This is a genomic window from Prevotella pallens, assembly GCF_900454935.1.
GTDB classification, from domain to species: Bacteria; Bacteroidota; Bacteroidia; order Bacteroidales; family Bacteroidaceae; genus Prevotella; species Prevotella pallens.
Genome location: NZ_UGTP01000001.1, coordinates 432,502 through 451,986 on the forward strand (window position 1 = coordinate 432,502; position 19,485 = coordinate 451,986).

Consider the following 19,485-nt stretch of genomic DNA (forward strand, 5'->3'; position numbering starts at 1 on the left):
AATTTAATCAAGTTTAATGCTTAATCCAAGACCACGAAGTTCATGGAGTAATACATTCAACGACTCTGGAATGCCAGGCATTGGCATAGGTTCGCCTTTGACAATAGATTCGTAGGCTTTAGAGCGCCCTACAACATCATCTGATTTTATTGTCAGTATTTCTTGTAATACATGTGAGGCACCGAATGCTTCGATTGCCCAAACTTCCATTTCTCCAAATCGTTGTCCTCCAAACTGAGCTTTACCGCCCAATGGCTGTTGTGTAATAAGAGAATATGGACCGATGCTACGTGCATGCATTTTATCTTCAACCATATGTCCTAACTTAAGGAAGTAGGTAATACCCACAGTTGCAGGTTGATCGAAACGCTCACCAGTTTCTCCATCATAAATATAGGTAGAACACATAGGAGGTAAGCCAGCCTTATCGGTCCATTCTTTTAGATCAGCAAGTTTAGCTCCATCGAATATAGGTGTAGCAAACTTAACACCTAGCTTATAACCCGCAGCACCGAGAATAGCTTCGAAAATCTGACCAAGATTCATACGCGATGGCACACCCATAGGATTTAATACTAAGTCTACAGCTCTACCATCTTCAAGGAAAGGCATGTCTTCTACGCGAACAACTTTCGAAACAATACCTTTATTACCATGACGTCCGGCAAGCTTATCACCTACCTGAATCTTACGCTTCTTAGCAATATAAACTTTAGCCATCTGTAATACACCTGATGGAAGTTCGTCTCCTATGGTTATAGAGAACTTCTTACGTTTAAGTTCAGCATCCATCTGCTTATACTTACGAATGAAGTTCATAATAAGTTGCTGAATTAAGAAGTTAGTATGCTCGTCGTCTGTCCAACCATTAGATTGAATACCTTCGTAATCGAGATTCTTCAAAGCTGCCATTGTGAATTTTGCACCTTTAGTTATAATCTCAGCATTCGAATAATCTTTAATTCCTTGTGAAACTTTATCTTCTGTTAGTTCTAAGAGCTTATCAACAAGCAAACTCTTTAAATCATTTATTTTAGCTTCTTGTTCTTCATCAAGGCGTACTAAAGTTGCTTTATCGTGTCGTTTGCTTTCACGGGTCTTAATAGCACGAGCAAATAGTCTCTTATCGATAACAACGCCACTCAAAGATGGATTAGCTTTCAACGAAGAGTCTTTCACATCGCCAGCTTTATCTCCGAAAATTGCCCGCAATAACTTCTCTTCTGGTGAAGGATCGCTTTCACCTTTTGGAGAAATTTTACCTATCATAATATCGCCTGGTTCAACACGTGCACCAATACGAATAATACCGTTCTCATCAAGATCTTTTGTAGCTTCTTCACTGACATTTGGGATATCAGATGTAAACTCTTCTACGCCGCGCTTCGTTTCACGAACCTCAAGAGAATATTCATCAACATGCACAGAAGTTAGAACATCTTCGCGCACCATTCGTTCAGAAATAACAACAGCATCTTCATAGTTATAACCTTTCCATGGCATATAAGCTACTAAAAGATTTCGTCCAAGTGCCAATTCTCCATTCTCAGTAGCATAGCCTTCTGTAAGAATATCACCTTTCTTTACACGCTGTCCTTTATTACAAATTGGGCGGAGGTCCACAACCATATTTTGATTAGTGCGACGGAATTTAGAAATACGATATTCCTTTAATGCAGGTTCAAAACTAACAAACTCTTCCTCTTCTGTGCGATCATAGAGAATTCGGATAGTTGTTGCATCTACATAATCAATAATGCCATCGCCTTCGGCTGTTACCATTGTTCTGGAATCTTCACAAACTTGTTTTTCCAAACCTGTTCCTACAATTGGGGCATCATTATGTAACAACGGAACAGCTTGACGCATCATATTACACCCCATCAATGCACGGTGTCCATCATCATGTTCTAAGAATGGAATCAATCCAGCAGATACAGAAGCTATTTGCTGTGGAGCAACATCCATAAGAGCTACTTGGCTTGGTTCTACAACTGGATAATCTGCGTCTTGACGACACTTCACATTATCACGGATAAATGTTCCATCTGGATTCAATGGCGCATTTCCTTGTCCTACTGGAAGATCTTCTTCTTCTTCAGCTGTCATATAAACAACATGTTCGTTGTTCAAATCTACTTTTGAATTAGTAACCTTTCTGTATGGAGTAACAATGAAGCCAAGATCATTAATCTTTGCATAAAGACATAATGAAGATATCAAACCAATGTTAGGACCTTCAGGTGATTCTATAGGGCACAAACGACCATAGTGTGTATAGTGAACATCACGAACTTCGAAACCTGCTCTTTCGCGAGAAAGACCACCTGGACCTAAAGCAGAAAGACGACGTTTGTGTGTTACTTCCGCCAATGGATTTGTTTGATCCATAAATTGGCTTAATGGATTTGTACCAAAGAAGGAGTTTATGACACTTGAGATTGTTTTTGCATTAATCAAGTCTGTTGGTTGGAAGACTTCATTATCGCGGACATTCATTCGTTCTCGAATGGTACGACTCATTCGTGCTAAACCAATAGAGAACTGATTGGCCAATTGTTCTCCAACTGTACGGACACGACGATTAGATAAGTGGTCTATATCATCAACTGTTGCATTTGAATTTACAAGATTTATCAAATACTTAATGATAGCGATTATATCGTCTTTCGTCAGAACACGAACATCCATATCTGTATCAAGTCCCAACTTTCTATTTATTCGATAGCGTCCTACTTCGCCTAAATCGTAACGTTTATCAGAGAAGAAAAGATTCTGAAAAACTTCGCGCGCACTTGCATCATCGGCAGCATCAGCATTACGCAACTGTCGGTAAATATAATTAACGGCTTCTATTTCAGAGTGACTAGGGTCTTTTGCTAGCGTATTAAAGATAATAGAATATTTATTGGCAACACTTTCGTCTTTATGCAAAAGAATAGAAGACACGCCACTTTCGAGAATAATATCCAGATTTTCGTCAGTGATTTCTGTCTCACGTTCAACAACAACCTCATTGCGTTCAATAGAAACAACTTCACCTGTGTCTTCATCAACGAAATCTTCGTTCCAACTCTTCATTACATTACCAGCCAACTTGCGTCCTAAAGCGGCCTTCAGGTTTTTCTTATTTACCTTTATTTCTTCACACAGATCGAAAATCTGTAATATATCCTTATCAGACTCAAAGCCTATTGCCCGAAGCATAGTTGTTACAGGCAATTTCTTTTTGCGGTCAATATAAGCATACATTACATTATTTATATCAGTAGCAAATTCAATCCATGATCCTTTAAAAGGTATAATACGCGCACTATAAAGTACAGTTCCATTTGCATGAACTCCTTGTCCAAAAAAGACACCTGGAGAACGATGCAATTGTGAGACAACAACACGTTCAGCACCATTAATGATAAAAGTACCATTGTCTGTCATATATGGAATTGTACCAAGAAATACGTCTTGGATAAAGGTCCCAAAATCTTCGTGTTCTGGATCGGTACAATAAAGCTTCATTTTGGCTTTCAATGGTACACTATAGGTTAATCCCCGTTCTAAACACTCTGCAATAGAATAACGTGGAGGATCTATGTAGTAATCCAAAAATTCAAGAACGAAGTTATTACGCGTATCAGTAATAGGGAAATTCTCTACGAAAACCTTATATAAACCATCTTCTTTTCGGTTCTCAGGAGGTGTATCGAGTTGTAAGAAATCTTTAAACGACTTTAACTGTAAATCTAGAAAATCCGGATATGGATACGGATTCTGCACACTGGCGAAGTTTATTCTGGGTTTATTCTCTGTTGCCATATTATATTTAGTTATGCTGCGATTATAATATCACCAGCAATAGATAAGTAAGAAAAGATACAAAATGGTTAGAACTCACCTACTTGGTAAATTCTAACCATATCTTTATAATTTATGCTTTTATATAAGTATAAAAGCAATTCTCTCCCGAAGAATATTACTTCAATTCAACCTTAGCGCCTTCTGCTTCAATCAACTTCTTCAAGTTTTCAGCTTCAGCTTTAGCTACACCTTCTTTAATTGTAGAAGGAGCACCATCAACAAGGTCTTTTGCATCTTTCAAACCTAAGCCACAAGCTTCCTTAACAGCCTTAACAACCTTAAGTTTGTTTGCACCAGCATCAGTAAGAACAACGTCAAATTCTGTCTTTTCTTCTGCTGCAGCAGCTGCACCACCTGCAGCAGGACCAGCAACTGCTACGGCTGCAGCAGCAGGCTCAATTCCATACTCGTCCTTGAGGACAGTTGCTAACTCATTTACTTCCTTAACAGTAAGATTTACTAATTCTTCTGCAATAGCTTTAATATCTGCCATTTTATTCTTATATTTTAATTTATTCTATTTATAATTTTATTTTTTGACTTTACTTTTATTCAGAACGTTCGCCTAAAGTCTTAAGCACACCGTGAATTGTACTTGCCCCAGATTGGAGAGCTGAAACAACGTTCTTTGCTGGAGATTGTAACAAAGCCACAACGTCAGCAATAAGTTCATTTTTACTTTTAAGAGCTGCTAATTCTTCAAGCTTATCGGCTCCAATGAACATAGATTCTTCAGCATAAGCTGCTTTTAAAGCAGGAATACCTTCCTTCTTATATTCTTTTAGAAGCTTCGCAGGAACATTAGCTATATGTGTGAATAGTATTGCTGTATTTCCCTTTAAAGCTCCATAAAGAGGTTCGTAATCTAATTCTGCAGCTTCGAAAGCTTTATGTAATAGATTGTTTTTAACAACAATCATTTTTATCTCGCTCTTAAAGCATTTCCGACGGAGAGAACTTGTAGCACTAGCGTTTAATCCAGTAACATCCACAAGATAAAAATGTGGATACTCTTTCAACTTCTCACCAATCTCAGCAATTATAGTATCTTTTACTTCTTTTTTCATCTTTCAAACTTTTTAGAGTTATTCAGCTGATTTAGGATCAATCTTGATACCCTTACTCATAGTACTTGAAATAAAGATACTCTTTATATATGTACCTTTAGCAGCAGCAGGTTTCAATTTTACAACGGTTGAAATAAATTCCTTTGCGTTACCAAAGATTTGTTCAGCAGACATACTGATCTTACCTATTGATGTATGAATAATACCAGCCTTATCTACTTTAAAATCTATTTTACCAGACTTTACTTCTTTCACAGCTTTCGCTACATCCATTGTAACTGTACCGCTCTTAGGGTTAGGCATTAAACCACGAGGACCAAGTACACGTCCTAAAGGACCAACTTTACCCATACAAGATGGCATCGTTATGATTACATCAACATCTGTCCATCCTGCGTTAATCTTTTGGATATACTCATCAAGACCAACATAATCGGCACCTGCTTCTTTAGCAGCAGATTCCTGATCAGGAGTACAAAGACATAACACACGAGTTTGTTTTCCAGTCCCATTAGGCAATGTAACTACACCACGAACCATCTGATTTGCTTTACGTGGATCTACACCTAGACGAATATCAACATCTACAGATGCATCAAATTTCGTTGTTGTAATCTCTTTAACAAGTTTAGATGCTTCTGTTAAAGTATATGCCTTCCCTAATTCAACCTTCTCAGCTACTGATTTCTGATTTTTTGTCAGTTTACTCATTTTTACTTTTGAAGTTTAATATTATTTATTAGGGAAGTCCCCTTTTACTGTTATTCCCATACTACGTGCTGTACCAGCAATAAGTCGCATTGCGCTTTCTATTGTAAAGCAATTGAGATCTGGCATTTTATCTTCAGCAATAGTCCTAATTTGCTCCCAAGTCACAGAAGCGACTTTCTTTCGATTTGGTTCACCTGAACCACTCTTTGCTTTTGCAACCTCAAGCAGCTGAATAGCAGCTGGAGGTGTTTTTATAACAAAGCTAAAAGACTTATCGTTATAGTATGTAATAACAACTGGAAGAACTTTCCCAGCTTTATCCTGGGTACGGGCGTTGAATTCCTTGCAAAATCCCATTATATTAATACCCTTAGAACCTAAAGCAGGTCCTACAGGAGGAGAAGGATTTGCAGCGCCACCTTTAATCTGTAATTTGATTAATCCAGCAACTTCTTTAGCCATTTTTTGTTTATTTTAAATGATTTATATAAGAGGAATCTCGTAACATTTATTCCTCTTTTGATACTTGCATAAAACTTAGTTCTAAAGGATTTTGTCGTCCAAATATCATAACCATAACCTTCAGTTTATGTTTCTCAGTATTCACCTCTTCAATGATACCATGGAAACCACTGAATGGTCCATCAATCACTTTAACCGACTCACCAACAGTATAAGGGTTATCTTGTACCTCTTCAAGTACAGAATCTTCTGCTCTGCCAAGTAAACGATTCATCTCAGCTTGGCGAATTGGAGTTGGTTCTGCAGTACCTCCAAGAAATCCTAACACATTAGGTATAAAACGAAGTATAGATGCCACTTCTGAGTTCATATTAGCCTGTACAAGTATATAACCTGGAAGACTTAATTTCTCAGTAATGACACGTTTACCATTACGCAACGAAGCATAACTCTCTGTTGGTAATAATGTATCAAATACCCGTTCTGCTAACTTCTCATTCTGCCGTAATTCTGCATCAATGTATTCTTTCACCTTTGCTTCTTTACCGCTGATTGCACGAAGTACATACCATTTCTTTTCTGTATCAGCCATTCTCCCTAATACTTTAGCGATAAACAAATCCCATCACATGCTGTGATATAAAATCAAAAACAAACACAACAAGCGCAATGACTAGGGAAGCAGATAATACTACCATTGCACTATGTGTTAGCTCGGCACGTGTTGGCCACGTCGTTTTATGCGCAAGTTCATTGTAACAATCCTTGCAGTATTCTAAGAATTTTAAAAATATTCTTTTAAGCATATTATCTTCTTTAAGCACGGGTTGAAGGACTCGAACCCTCGACACCTGGTTTTGGAGACCAGTGCTCTACCAACTGAGCTAAACCCGTATATAGATTCCCATTACTGGGAATCTATTTATATTATAGGTATATGAATTAATCTTCGTAAACCTCTGTAATCTGACCAGAACCTACAGTACGACCACCTTCACGGATAGCGAAACGCAAACCTGGATTTAGTGCTACTGCGTAAATCAGTTCTACAGTAATTTCAACATTATCACCAGGCATTACCATTTCAACACCTTCTGGCAATGTTATTTCACCTGTACAGTCCATAGTACGGAGATAGAATTGAGGACGATACTTGTTTCCGAATGGAGTATGACGACCACCTTCTTCTTTCTTCAAGATATATACAGATGCTTTAAATTTCTTGTAAGGTTTAATCTGACCTGGGTGGCAAAGTACCATACCACGTTTAATTTCTGCCTTATCAATACCACGAAGAAGCAAACCTACGTTATCACCAGCGCGTCCTTCGTCAAGAAGCTTACGGAACATTTCTACACCAGTTACTGTAGACTTCTTATCCTCACCAAGACCAAGCAATTCTACTTCATCACCAACGTGAATTACACCAGTTTCGATACGACCAGTAGCAACTGTACCACGACCAGTAATAGAGAATACGTCTTCGATAGGCATCAAGAATGGTTTATCTGTAGCACGTGGTGGTTCTTGTATCCACTCATCTACAGTGTCCATTAATTCCATTACTTTATCTACCCACTTATCAACACCGTTCAATGCGCCAAGAGCAGAACCACGAACGATAGGAGTGTCTTCTTCAAAGTCATATTGCTCGAGGATTTCACGAACTTCCATTTCAACAAGTTCAAGCATTTCTTCATCTTCGACCATATCACACTTGTTCAAGAAAACAACCAAACGAGGAACGTTTACCTGACGAGCGAGCAATACGTGCTCACGAGTTTGTGGCATAGGACCATCAGTAGCTGCAACAACTAAGATAGCACCGTCCATTTGCGCAGCACCAGTTACCATGTTCTTTACATAGTCGGCGTGTCCAGGACAGTCTACGTGTGCATAGTGACGTTTAGCAGTCTCATATTCAATGTGAGCAGAGTTGATAGTAATACCACGCTCTTTTTCTTCTGGTGCATTATCAATCTGATCAAAAGACTTAACATCTTCGGTACCGAAGCCCTTTTCGTGAAGGACCTTAGAAATGGCAGCTGTCAATGTAGTCTTACCGTGGTCTACGTGACCAATTGTACCAATATTTACGTGCGGCTTGGTACGTTGAAATGTCTCTTTAGCCATAGCTTATTGTTTAATTTTAAATGAATAATCTTTGTTTTTCTTTCTTATCTGCAATAGAACAGAAAAGTAGAGCTGTAACTGAGAGTTGAACTCAGGACCTCTTCCTTACCAAGGAAGTGCTCTACCACTGAGCTATTACAGCAAGAGTGAGCGGAAAACGGGGCTCAAACCCGCGACCCCCAGCTTGGAAGGCTAGTGCTCTATCAACTGAGCTATTTCCGCATTTACCGTTTTCTATTAGAAATTGAGAGTTTATTGGCTCAATTAATACTTAATAGTTCTAACGGATAAGTACACTTTACTTATGTGGGTAGTGATGGATTCGAACCACCGAAGCTAGAAGCAGCAGATTTACAGTCTGCCCCATTTGGCCACTCTGGAAACTACCCAAGCCTTTTTGAGCCTCTTGTCGGATTCGAACCAACGACCCCGAGATTACAAATCACGTGCTCTGGCCAACTGAGCTAAAGAGGCGATTGCAGCCATTTGACTACTCGTATTTACAATTACTCGTAAAACGGCTGCAAAGATACGGCTTTATTTTTTATCTTCCAAAAAAATGGAGATTTTTTTTATTACTTTCTTTGTTTTTCTTTTACTTTCGTGAGTTGAACCTTCATTGCATCTACGCACAAGTCTACTCCTTCTTCAAAAGTATCACAAGTTTTTTCTGCAAACAACTTATTTCCTGGTATAAAAACCGTAAAACTTGTTGTTTTATTCATAGCTACAGCAGGTTTCTCAATCTTCAATTGCACCTCTACTTTCTGAATATCTTCATAAGTTTTCGATAGTTTTTCAACTTTCTTGTTAATGAAAGCATCTAATTTTTCGGTAGTTTCAAAATGAATTGATTGAATTTTAATATCCATAATTACCTCCTTTTTATTTAAGGTTTGCCCTTGGGTGGGCTTCTTTATACGTTTCTTTCAATTGTTCGAAAGTTACGTGTGTGTATATTTCTGTCGTTGCGATGCTTTTATGTCCGAGCAATTTTTTCACACTTCCCAATTCAGCTTTATGATTTAACATTGCTGTTGCAAATGTGTGTCGCAGCACGTGTGGCGATTTTTTCTTTAACGTTGAGACTTTTGCTATATTCACTTTCACCATTGTTCTTACTTGACTTGTGGTTACTCGTTTTCCTTTTTCGGTTATGAATAGAGCATTTTGCGTTTCCGTTTTTGGATTTCGGTTTTGCAAATATGTCATTAACGTTTCTTCGAGTTCTGTTCCGAATGGAATAATGCGTTGTTTGTTACGTTTTCCCGTTACTTTTAGTTCGTGGGTTACGAAATTCACATCTTCTAAATTTAATCCCACTAGTTCAGAAACTCTGACGCCAGTTGAATAGAATGTTATTATTATGGTACGCGCGAGTACATCTTTATATTTATCTGTCCACATTCTTGGATCTATAAGTCTATCCATTTCTGTTTCTTTCAGAAATTGTGGAAGAACTTTTTTATTTTTAGGTCCTTGAATATTATAAGTGGGATCAGATTCTACAAATCCTCTCTTTAATGCATACCGATAATATGATCGAAGGGCGCTTAATCTTCGATTTACAGAAGAAGGGGCGTTCCCTTTATCCATCATATTTTCTATCCAATCTCGAATAATGTCTCCATCAACATCTTTCCAAGATAAATCGGCTTTTAACTTTCCGAAGAATAATTTGAACTGTTCTAAATCAGCTTTATAATTATCTACTGTTTTTTGCGAATAATTTCGCTCTAACCGTAGAAACTTCAAAAAGTTTTCTATGCTCAACATCGTCGCAATATTTAACTCTTGGCAACGAAGTTACGAAATATTATTTGAACTACCAAATTTTCTACAGAATTTTTATTCTTCTGCGTCGCGAAGATGCTGTACATAGATGGCACGTTCCATCTTTAAGCGTCTTTTAACAGAAGGTTTGTCAAACTGTTGACGAGAACGAAGTTCTTTTACAACACCTGTCTTTTCAAACTTTCTCTTAAATTTCTTAAGTGCTCTTTCGATGTTTTCACCATCTTTAACTGGTACAATAATCATGCTTGTTTGTTTTATTTTTAATTATGTTAAACATTAACTAAACGGCACTATGCCATTTTAGCGGTGCAAAATTACTGCTTATTTTCTTATCTGCCAAATAATTGGCTGTTTTTCTCTGCTTAAGTTTCATTGGGTCAATGAAATAAGTATAAATTTCACTGGTTAATTGTGAAAATGTGAATGTTTAGGTATTGTTTTCTTTCATACAATAACTCTATTTTTTGTTTATGTTCTATGCTAATATGAACTAATTTTGATTTCCTTTCATTATATGGTCTGACTTCCAAATACATAGATGTTGCATTGATTTCTTATTATATTTTTTTATTTTGTAATTTGAAAAAAATATTTTGTAATAATATTCTGTGTGGTTTATTATTATATTTTTTCGAATACAAATTTTAGCTTTAATAAAAAACGGGCTTCGAACCTAAAATTCGGAGCCCATTTATTTTGTATAATGGTTTTTGCAGATAGTTGTTGCTTATATTGTTTTGTGTATAGCTATCTATCAGTATGTGTATATTCTCTTGCAATGTTATTTTTTCATCATTTCGTGCACTGCTTTTTCCAACTGTCGGTCGTAGCCGTTAATATAGTCGGCTGGTGTGTTATACACTTCAATATCTGGATTGAGTTGTAAATTTTCGGCAAATCTACCTTTCATATCCTGACAACCTACTTGTGGAATTCCAAAAATCATACCATTTATAAGTGTTTCCCACCAAACAGCTGTCATAGTTCCTGCTATTGGTGCACCAATAAGTTTACCTATTCCAAGATATTTATAAATTTGTGGGAATCCCATTCCATTGCTATAATCGTCTTCACAAATTAATACGCACGATGGTTTGTTCCATTTGTTAAATGGGTCGCTCCCTATATATTTACCGTGTGGTATAAACTTTTGATATTCTTTTCCACTTAAAAGTGTACAAAGATCATCGTGAAGCCAGCCTCCGCCATTATGTCTTTCGTCTACAATTACAGCATCTTTTACACGATTTTCGGCACTTAATAGTTCGCTATATACTGTTCGGAAGCTTGGACTATTCATACCTTTTACATGAACATAGGCTATTTTTCCTCCCGATATACTATCAACAAAGGCACGATTACGGTCTACCCAACGTTTATATAGTAATTCGTCTTGTGTACCTTTACTAATAGCTTTCACCGTAACATCGAAATGTTTTTTATTTGTTGGGTTATAAACCGAAACTATAATGCGTTTTCCCGCTTTTCCATCAAGCAAATAGTTATAATCTTTACCTTTAAGTATGGGTTCGCCGTCTATTTTTTCAATAATACAGCCTGCTGTTACGCCAGTTTTACGCACAGCAAAAGGTCCGCGTTTAATAACTTCTTCCACTTTTAGCCCATCACCATCGTATGCATTATCAAAGAAAAGTCCTAAAGTAGCCGTTGTTAGCGATGGACTTTCTCCATGATAGCGTGCTCCTGTATGAGAAGCATTCAATTCGCCAAGCAATTCTCCAAGCATATCACGGAAGTCGTATTCATTATTAATATAAGGTAAGAAGCGTTTATAAGTTTTTTTATAGCCTTCCCAATCTACTCCATGTATGTTTTCTACATAAAACTTGTCTTTTACTTGTTGCCATACGTGATTGAAAATATATTCACGTTCTTGATAAGGCTTATAATCGAACCGAGCTTCAAAGCCAACATTGCTACTTGATTGTTTAGAAAGGTCTATCTTTTTAATTCCATTATGGGCACAAATATAAAGATTTTTAAAATCGTTATCGGCTTCTAATGCTCCATCACCAACTTCTTTCATCACAATTTGTGTTTTATCTTCTTTCAAATCGTGTTTCCAAAGGTCGTAACCACCTTCAAAAGCTGCCTGATAATATAAAACGTCGCCTTCTGGATTTAATAAAGCATCGCCCAAATGAGAAGAATTTACGGTTAAACGTACAATGCGGTCTCTGCAATTATCTAAATCGAGCTGTAAAGGTTTAACTTCTTCGTCTTTCTTATCGTCAGTTTTTTTATTTTTCTTATCGTTCTTCTTGTTTTTATTGTTTTTTTCGTTTTTCTCCTGCGCTTCTTTTTCTTGTTTCTTTTGTTCTTTTTCAGCCTCATCAAGCAATTCGCGCTCTTCTTTCGACATACGGAAGCGATCGTAAGCATCAAGATCGAAAAACATTAAGTATGCATCAGATTCTGCTCCCCAACTTCCATGGCTACGATAACCTGCACGGTCGCTAAAAAATAGCATAGCTTTTCCTTTTAATACCCATTTTGCGCCACCATCGTTATAACCACTTTGTGTAAGATTAAAAGGAACTTTTTTTCCTGTAGCATCTACGAGCGAAATATCTCTATTGTTCCAACCGCCATTTCCCATATACGGAGTAAGAATCCAACGACTATCCGGACTCCACGAAAACCAAATATCGCCATCGCTATATGAATAAAGATCTTTTCCATCGGTAGCAGTTATAGTAGCTTTTGTTTTAAGATCTAATATTTTAAGCGAAGCTCTATTTTCGAAAAATGCAATTTTTTTCCCATCAGGGCTATATTGTGGCATTTGCGATGTTTGATTGGTATTTGTTAAACGTTCTTCCACCAAATCTGTCGCATAAGTAAAGTTTTTCTCTGCCTTGTTTTTAATTTTTGTCTCGTAAATTTGCCAAATACCATTACGTTCCGAACTGTAAACAATGCCTCTTCCATCTGGGGCAAAGTCTATATTGCGTTCTTGTTCTGCAGTGTTTGTAATTTGTTTGGTTGTTCTGTAGTCTAACGATGTAACATAAACATCGCCATGCAATACAAATGCAATTTCTTTTCCTTTTGGCGAAAGTTTTATTTCGGTTGCCCCCGATGTTCTTACTTGTCGTACCAGGTCGTTATCTATTTGGTCTGTAACAATAGTTATATCAATCTTTTTAGGTTGTTGCCCATCTTTTAGTGTATATATTTCTCCATCGTAGCCATAACATATAGTACCATTGTTGGCTACAGTAAGAAAACGTACAGGATTTGCCTTATGAAATGTTAGTTGTTTTTTGCCACTACCATCAATGTTGCGTTTGTAAACATTGAACGTACCATCTTCTTCGCTCAAATAGTAATATTCGTTAGTGTTATTTCCCCATACAGGTGTACGGTCTTCCCCATCAAAGTTGGTAAGTTTTGTATAGTTTCCTTTACTATAAAGCCAAATATCGCGTGTTACAGGCGAACGGTGGTGTTTTCTAAAATTATCTTCGTAGCCTTTTACATCGTGATACAAAATATCGCCATTACTTTTTACATTAGCATCGCACATAGTTATGGGCGAATAAAGGCGTGGACGACTTGCATCTATATTAACTTCGTAGGTTTGTGGGAATGTACCCGAAGCAAAAAATATAGATTTTGCGGTAGGCATAATAGCCGATGAGAACAAAATATGGTTATTATCGGTAAATGCCATTGGTATTTCGCTACCACTATTAGTAGTTAAACGTTTTGGAACACCCCCATTTTTATTCATTAAATAAATATCCATACTGCCTTCTCGTGTAGAAGCGAAAGCAATTTTTTGTCCATCTGGACTCCAAATAGGATAAGCATCGTAGGCAGGATTAGTAGTAAGTTGTTTTGCTATTCCACCATTTACGGGAACCGAAAATAAATCGCCTTTATACGAAAAGGCAATAGTTTGTCCGTCTGGCGAAATAGAACAGAAACGCAACCATAAAGGAGCATTGTCTGCAAAGCTATTAAGCGAAAAACTTAATAGTGCGGCTGCTATAATTTTCTTCATTATGTTGGTATTTATATTGTTATTTTCTATAATAGGTTATAGTTCTATTGCAACTGTCTCTATTGCTAGCCATGCTCTTTCTTCTTCGTTCAGATAAGGAGCTAACTTTTCGAAAACTGTTGCGTGATACTGGTTAAGCCATTCTATCTCTTCTGTAGAAAGCATATTGAAATCTATAGGAGTTGTATCGATAGGTGCAAGTGTTAGCGATTCAAACTGAAGGAATTTTCCGAAATCGGTTTCCATATATGGCTTTATATATAATGTGTTTTCTATGCGCACTCCAAATTTTCCTGTAAGATAAATGCCTGGTTCATCGGTAACTGTCATTCCTTTATATAATGGAGCTGGACGCCATTCCATACGAATTTGGTGAGGACCTTCGTGTACATTTAAAAAACTACCTACACCATGCCCAGTTCCGTGCATAAAGTTGTAGCCTTCTCGCCACATTGCTTGTCGGGCAAAGGCATCTATTTGCGAACCACAAGCTGCATTTGGGAATTTACAAAGAGCAAGTTGTATATGTCCTTTTAATACAAGCGTATAAATGTGGCGTTGTTCTTCGGTAATGTCGCCTAATGCAATGGTTCGTGTTATATCGGTTGTGCCATCTTGATATTGTGCACCACTATCTATTAATACAAATCCGTGAGGTTTTACAGGTATATCGGTTTGTGGTGTTGCCTCATAATGCACAATTGCACCGTGTTCTTCGTATCCAACAATAGTATCGAACGATATTCCTCTAAACAAATCTTGTTCGGCGCGAAGCGAAGTTAATTTCTTTTCTAACGATATTTCGGTTTCTTTACCAGCTTTAACTGCGGGTTTTAACCACCGTAAGAACTTAACCATAGCTATACCATCGCGCACCATTGCGTGTTTAAAACCTTCTATTTCTGTTTCGTTTTTCACAGCTTTCATTTCAGGAATAGGCGATATTCCTACAACTGCACGTTCGCTATTAATGGTGTTGTACACTTTATGGCTCATTTCGTTGCTATTTATAAGCAGTGCTTTGCCATTATATGTTTGCAAGGCAGATAACAGTTCGTTATAATCCTTTATGGTTATATTTTCCTTTTCAAGATAGTTTTTCACTTCTGTAGTTAGTTTTTCGCTATCTATAAAGAGAGTTGCCTTTGTTGTTTCAATAAGTAAATAAGCAACAAAAACAGGATTACAATGAACATCGTTACCACGTAGGTTTAAAGTCCAAGCTATCTCGTCGAGTGCCGAAACCAATATGCCATCTGCCTGTTGTTTTGCTATTGCTTTTCTAATGCGTTCTAATTTAGAAGCAACTGTTTCGCCTGCAAACTTTAAAGGTTGTATTTCTATTTTATTTTTTGGAATAGAAGGACGGTCTTTCCATATTACTTCCAATGGGTCGAAATCTGTATGAACATAAAAATCGCCCATATCTTTTAGTGTCCAAATAAGTTCGGTTGCGTAAGTATTTGTGCAAACCCAGCCATCAATACCAATATGTACGTCTTCGCAACCTTTAAATTCGCTTGCTAACCATTCAGAAATAGATGGAGTTTCGGCTATACGTTCTTTCATTAATATATAGTCGGTTCCTTTTAATTGTTCTGCTGCAGCTATAAAGTAGCGCGAATCTGTCCAAAGTGCAGCACTTTTCTGTGTAACTACTGCAATTCCCGCTGAACCATTAAAGCCAGAAATCCATTCTCTACCTTTCCAATGGTCTGGAATATATTCACCTTGATGTGGGTCTGTACTGGGAAATATAAACGCTGAAAGGTTTCTTTCCTTCATTAGCTTGCGCAACTCTTGCAAACGTTTCTGTATTTTGTTCTCCATAATTTTATTGTTTTAATTTTCATTTGTAGAGTTTTGAGCGTTGGACAAATACCGTTACCATAAGTTTTGGTTTGCACAACGTGCCATATAACTTTATTCTTTAAAGGTTGCACGTGTTATTATTCAACACGTGTACAAAGTTAAGCAAAATATCAGAAACTTAAAAGAATATCAATTATTATTCAACATAGAACTTAATAGAATGTGTTATAAAGAAATTGTTTTTATTTCAAATTGTACATTAGCAACTTATTTGTTTTGCATTATTTTAGTAGACCAATTAAGTTTAAAAATAAGATGTATAATGCCACTGAATATATTATTTTTAGCATTAGCTTTTTGAAACTTAAAAGAGTAATGAAAAAATAATAATTAAAACATCGTAGAATAATAATAAGAAAAAAAATATTTTTAATTATAAAATAAAAAAATATAATAAGAAAATTTTATACACAGTAATACACTGGTTTAGAAATAACTATATAATTAAGCAACAATAGCACAATCACCGAAAAAAGTGCTGAAATTTTTTACTTTAGCTTTAAAACTATCGTATAAAAGTAGCGAAGAATAAAACTTTTCAACATTTCGGTAAAAAACTTCAATATAGTTTTTTAGCGAATACACCTTATAATATAATTTATTACGAATAAAGCATCGTGCACATTTTTTTTGTGGTTCTAACTAATTTTTATTACCAAATACTTTGTCTATATAACAAAATATAACTATCTTTGCGACCTATACAATCTATTATAGGGGACGGCTGCTTTTTATAGCCTACCTTTAATGTCATATTAAAAACAAATCTTATGAAGCAAACATTAGTTAAATTCTCGTTCATCACAGTGGCTTCAGTTTTTTCGTTGTCAAGTTATGCGCAACTAAAAGCTGGCGAGATTGATGCAAGTTACAAACCAGTATTCGATGGTAATGTTTTATCGATGGTATTAGAACCCGATGGAAAAAATGTATGTGCAGGTTCCTTTTATAATGTAGGCGACCGAAAAATTTGCGGTTTAATACGTTTAAAAGCAAATGGCGACGAAGACGAATCTTTTAATAAAGGCGGTAAAGGATTTGATAGTTATGCTACAGCAGTAGCAAAAACCTCTGATGGTAAATATCTTGTAGCAGGGCATTTCACCACATACAATGAAAAGGCTGTAGGTAGTTTGGTGCGTATTAATGCCGATGGAACTCTCGATGAAACATTTAAAAACGACATAAAATTTGAGATAGTAAACCATAAAACCATAAAAGAAATAGAATTGCAGCAAATAGTTATGTTGCCTAACGGTCAGTTTTATGTTGCAGGTTGTTTCAATCGTGTAAATGGAAAGTTAGCTCCACTTATTGCACGTTTCAATGCAGATGGAACACGCGATGAATCGTTTCTTCCTACCGATAAAGAAATACATTTAAAAAGTTCGCCTAACGTAGATGCAATATGGAAAGCTCCCGATGGGTCATTATATTTAGGAGGCTCTTTTGGTGGTTATGATGGCGGATTTAAGCAAAAACGACTCATACATATTAATGCAGATGGAACTCTCGACCGTTCTTTCCATCAACCACAATTAGATGGTTTTATAAAATCAATATCTCCATTTGGCGAAGATAAAATACTTGTTGGTGGCGATTTCCTTACAACAGAGAGTGGCGATAGGTTCTTAACCTGTGTTATAAATAAAGATGGTTCGCTTGATGAATCATATAATCCACGCCAAAACTTTTTTACTGAAAATCATGAAGCAGAAAGTCTTGCTGTTTTTGGTTCAAAACTTGTGGGCGATAATGTTATTATAGTAGGTGGAGATGTTGTTACGCCAGGAAATGCGTTTTTCCACGTATTAACTAAAGATGGAAAAGACTTTTCATCGACCTTAAAAATAGAAGGACAACCCAACAAAATTGTTTCGTTCTTAAAAATAGACGATTCGGAAAAATATGCTTATATAAGTGGTTTCTTCACAAAAGTAGGCGATTATGTACTTCCTTACTTCGCTCGTGTAGCTTTGCGCGATATTGTTCCTGATGGAATTAATGCTACTAATATAAATAAGGTGGAGCCATCTGTAAGATATAATAACGGTATGCTAACCGTAAACGGAATAGAAGGTAATGCAGAACTATCTGTATACAGTACAAAAGGCACTGCAATTACACTCTGCAATGTTTCAAATGCACTACCAATAGCACTTCCATTGCCAAAAGGAATTTATATTGTGCAAATTAAAAATGCGAAAGGAAAAACCTATACAAGTAAAATTATCAATTAAAAGTATATTTTAATTGCATTAATATATATACTAAAAAAAGGTTGCTGTGTATATTTTTTATTCATACATACAGCAACCTTTCTTTTTATTATCTAAAAAACTTTCCATTCGGTGTTTGGCAATAAATGCATAAACACCATATTTTTTACAGGTGGGAAAGTATCTTTATAATACGGTTTAAGCCCTCTTGCAATGTAGCGCGCGTACAAGCTATGTTAATTCTAATATAATTTTCGCCTGCAGTTTTCCCATACATCATACCACTATTTACTTGTACTTTACCATCGTGAAGCAATTTTTCTGCCAATACATCAGACTTTAAACCACTTTTACGAATGTCTACCCATACAAGGTAAGTACCTTCTAATTTCAGAACTTCATAGTCTGGTAAATGTTCTTTAAAAGTGTCTGTAAGCAAAGCATAGTTGTCGGCTATATAAAGAAGTAACTTATTTAGCCATTCTTCGCTTTCATTATAAGCAGCCTCCAGCGCAATAGGTCCAAACGGATTAACATCGCAAACTTCGAAAATATTAATAACTCGATCTATGCGTCTGCGCCATTCCTCGTTAGAACAAACTATATTTGCAATTTGCAATCCAGCAATATTAAAATTCTTTGTAGGCGAATTACAAACAACACTATTAGCCAAACAATTAGAATTTACAGTTGCAAATGGTGTAAAAGTATACCCCGGCATTATGAGTTCGCAATGAATTTCATCGCTTATAACCTTTACATTATGACGCATACAAATATCATTCATCTGCGCTAACTCGTCTTTTGTCCACACACGTCCTGCAGGATTGTGAGGGTTGCAAAGTAAAAACAACGTAGTTTTCTCATCGGAGCACTTTTTTTCAAAGTCGTGCCAATCTACAACGTATGTATTTCCCTCTCGTTTTAGTGGATTTTCTAAGATTTGCATTCCTTGATTGCGAATACACGAATAGAAACAATTGTAAACCGGCGTTTGTATAAGCACATTTTCGCCAGGCATTGCCAAAGCTTTAATAGAAGCACTTATAGCAGGTATTACACCCGTAGTATAAATAATAGAGTTTCGTTCTATTTGCCAATTATGCCTACGCTTAAACCAATTAATTATGGCTTCGTAATAACTATCGCCCACAATAGCATAACCAAAAATTCCATGTTTTGCACGTTCTTCTACAGCTTTACGAATAGCAGGTGCAGCAGGAAAATCCATATCAGCCACCCAAAGTGGAATAATTCCTTCTTCTTTTTCTTCGTCCCATTTAACCGAATTAGTGCCACGACGATTTACAAACTTATCGAAATTAATATCTTCCATAGA

The 19,485-nt window shown here is 36.5% G+C and carries 15 protein-coding genes and 5 tRNA genes; 1 reads left to right on the forward strand and 19 read right to left on the reverse strand.

Translation table 11 applies throughout. From position 1 onward, the window contains the following. Positions 1-3: 3 nt before the first annotated feature. From rpoB to DX009_RS01895, 18 genes are all read right to left on the reverse strand, one after another. A complete protein-coding gene (gene rpoB / locus DX009_RS01810; protein ID WP_115082827.1) occupies positions 4-3,813 on the reverse strand; it encodes a DNA-directed RNA polymerase subunit beta in 3,810 nt (1,269 codons plus the stop codon). Positions 3,814-3,970: 157 nt separating this feature from the next. Beyond that, the gene (gene rplL, locus DX009_RS01815) at positions 3,971-4,348 is read right to left on the reverse strand and encodes a 50S ribosomal protein L7/L12 (protein WP_006045679.1); all 378 of its coding nucleotides are present in this window, start codon (positions 4,346-4,348) and stop codon (positions 3,971-3,973) included. Between the two features lie 55 nt (positions 4,349-4,403). Continuing rightward, complete coding sequence (rplJ, locus tag DX009_RS01820) at positions 4,404-4,922, reverse strand: 50S ribosomal protein L10 (RefSeq protein WP_006045678.1); 519 nt, start codon at positions 4,920-4,922, stop codon at positions 4,404-4,406. Between the two features lie 18 nt (positions 4,923-4,940). Then, entirely contained in the window at positions 4,941-5,633 is a 693-nt protein-coding gene (gene rplA, locus DX009_RS01825) for a 50S ribosomal protein L1 (RefSeq protein WP_006045677.1), read from the reverse strand. 21 nt (positions 5,634-5,654) lie between these two features. After that, a complete protein-coding gene (gene rplK / locus DX009_RS01830; protein WP_115082828.1) occupies positions 5,655-6,095 on the reverse strand; it encodes a 50S ribosomal protein L11 in 441 nt (146 codons plus the stop codon). A 46-nt stretch (positions 6,096-6,141) separates the two neighbouring features. After that, a complete protein-coding gene (gene nusG, locus DX009_RS01835) occupies positions 6,142-6,687 on the reverse strand; it encodes a transcription termination/antitermination protein NusG (protein WP_006045675.1) in 546 nt (181 codons plus the stop codon). A 13-nt stretch (positions 6,688-6,700) separates the two neighbouring features. Then, complete coding sequence (secE, locus tag DX009_RS01840; protein WP_370992408.1) at positions 6,701-6,901, reverse strand: preprotein translocase subunit SecE; 201 nt, start codon at positions 6,899-6,901, stop codon at positions 6,701-6,703. Between the two features lie 15 nt (positions 6,902-6,916). Further along, positions 6,917-6,989: transfer RNA gene (locus DX009_RS01845), tRNA-Trp, on the reverse strand. A 48-nt stretch (positions 6,990-7,037) separates the two neighbouring features. Beyond that, positions 7,038-8,228 (reverse strand): elongation factor Tu, encoded by a 1,191-nt coding sequence (tuf, locus tag DX009_RS01850; RefSeq protein WP_115082829.1) that lies wholly within the window; start codon positions 8,226-8,228, stop codon positions 7,038-7,040. 70 nt (positions 8,229-8,298) lie between these two features. Next, positions 8,299-8,370: transfer RNA gene (locus DX009_RS01855), tRNA-Thr, on the reverse strand. 7 nt (positions 8,371-8,377) lie between these two features. Further along, positions 8,378-8,450: transfer RNA gene (locus DX009_RS01860), tRNA-Gly, on the reverse strand. A gap of 85 nt (positions 8,451-8,535) precedes the next feature. Then, a tRNA-Tyr gene (locus DX009_RS01865) sits at positions 8,536-8,617 on the reverse strand. Positions 8,618-8,628: 11 nt separating this feature from the next. Beyond that, positions 8,629-8,702, reverse strand: a tRNA-Thr gene (locus DX009_RS01870). Positions 8,703-8,803: 101 nt separating this feature from the next. Next, the gene (gene hpf / locus DX009_RS01875) at positions 8,804-9,100 is read right to left on the reverse strand and encodes a ribosome hibernation-promoting factor, HPF/YfiA family (protein ID WP_006045673.1); all 297 of its coding nucleotides are present in this window, start codon (positions 9,098-9,100) and stop codon (positions 8,804-8,806) included. A gap of 13 nt (positions 9,101-9,113) precedes the next feature. After that, on the reverse strand, positions 9,114-10,004 hold the full coding sequence (locus tag DX009_RS01880; RefSeq protein ID WP_006045672.1) for a tyrosine recombinase XerC: 891 nt from the start codon (positions 10,002-10,004) through the stop codon (positions 9,114-9,116). 72 nt (positions 10,005-10,076) lie between these two features. Next, entirely contained in the window at positions 10,077-10,268 is a 192-nt protein-coding gene (rpsU, locus tag DX009_RS01885) for a 30S ribosomal protein S21 (RefSeq protein ID WP_006045671.1), read from the reverse strand. Between the two features lie 538 nt (positions 10,269-10,806). Beyond that, a complete protein-coding gene (locus DX009_RS01890) occupies positions 10,807-14,055 on the reverse strand; it encodes a S41 family peptidase (protein ID WP_115082830.1) in 3,249 nt (1,082 codons plus the stop codon). 36 nt (positions 14,056-14,091) lie between these two features. Beyond that, on the reverse strand, positions 14,092-15,885 hold the full coding sequence (locus DX009_RS01895) for an aminopeptidase P family protein (RefSeq protein WP_115082831.1): 1,794 nt from the start codon (positions 15,883-15,885) through the stop codon (positions 14,092-14,094). An 812-nt stretch (positions 15,886-16,697) separates the two neighbouring features. Between DX009_RS01895 and DX009_RS01900 the strand changes: the two genes are divergently transcribed. Then, a complete protein-coding gene (locus DX009_RS01900; protein WP_115082832.1) occupies positions 16,698-18,167 on the forward strand; it encodes a T9SS type A sorting domain-containing protein in 1,470 nt (489 codons plus the stop codon). 145 nt (positions 18,168-18,312) lie between these two features. Here DX009_RS01900 and DX009_RS01905 read toward each other — a convergent pair whose 3' ends face one another. Continuing rightward, positions 18,313-19,482 (reverse strand): MalY/PatB family protein, encoded by a 1,170-nt coding sequence (locus DX009_RS01905; RefSeq protein WP_115082833.1) that lies wholly within the window; start codon positions 19,480-19,482, stop codon positions 18,313-18,315. Positions 19,483-19,485: the final 3 nt, after the last annotated feature.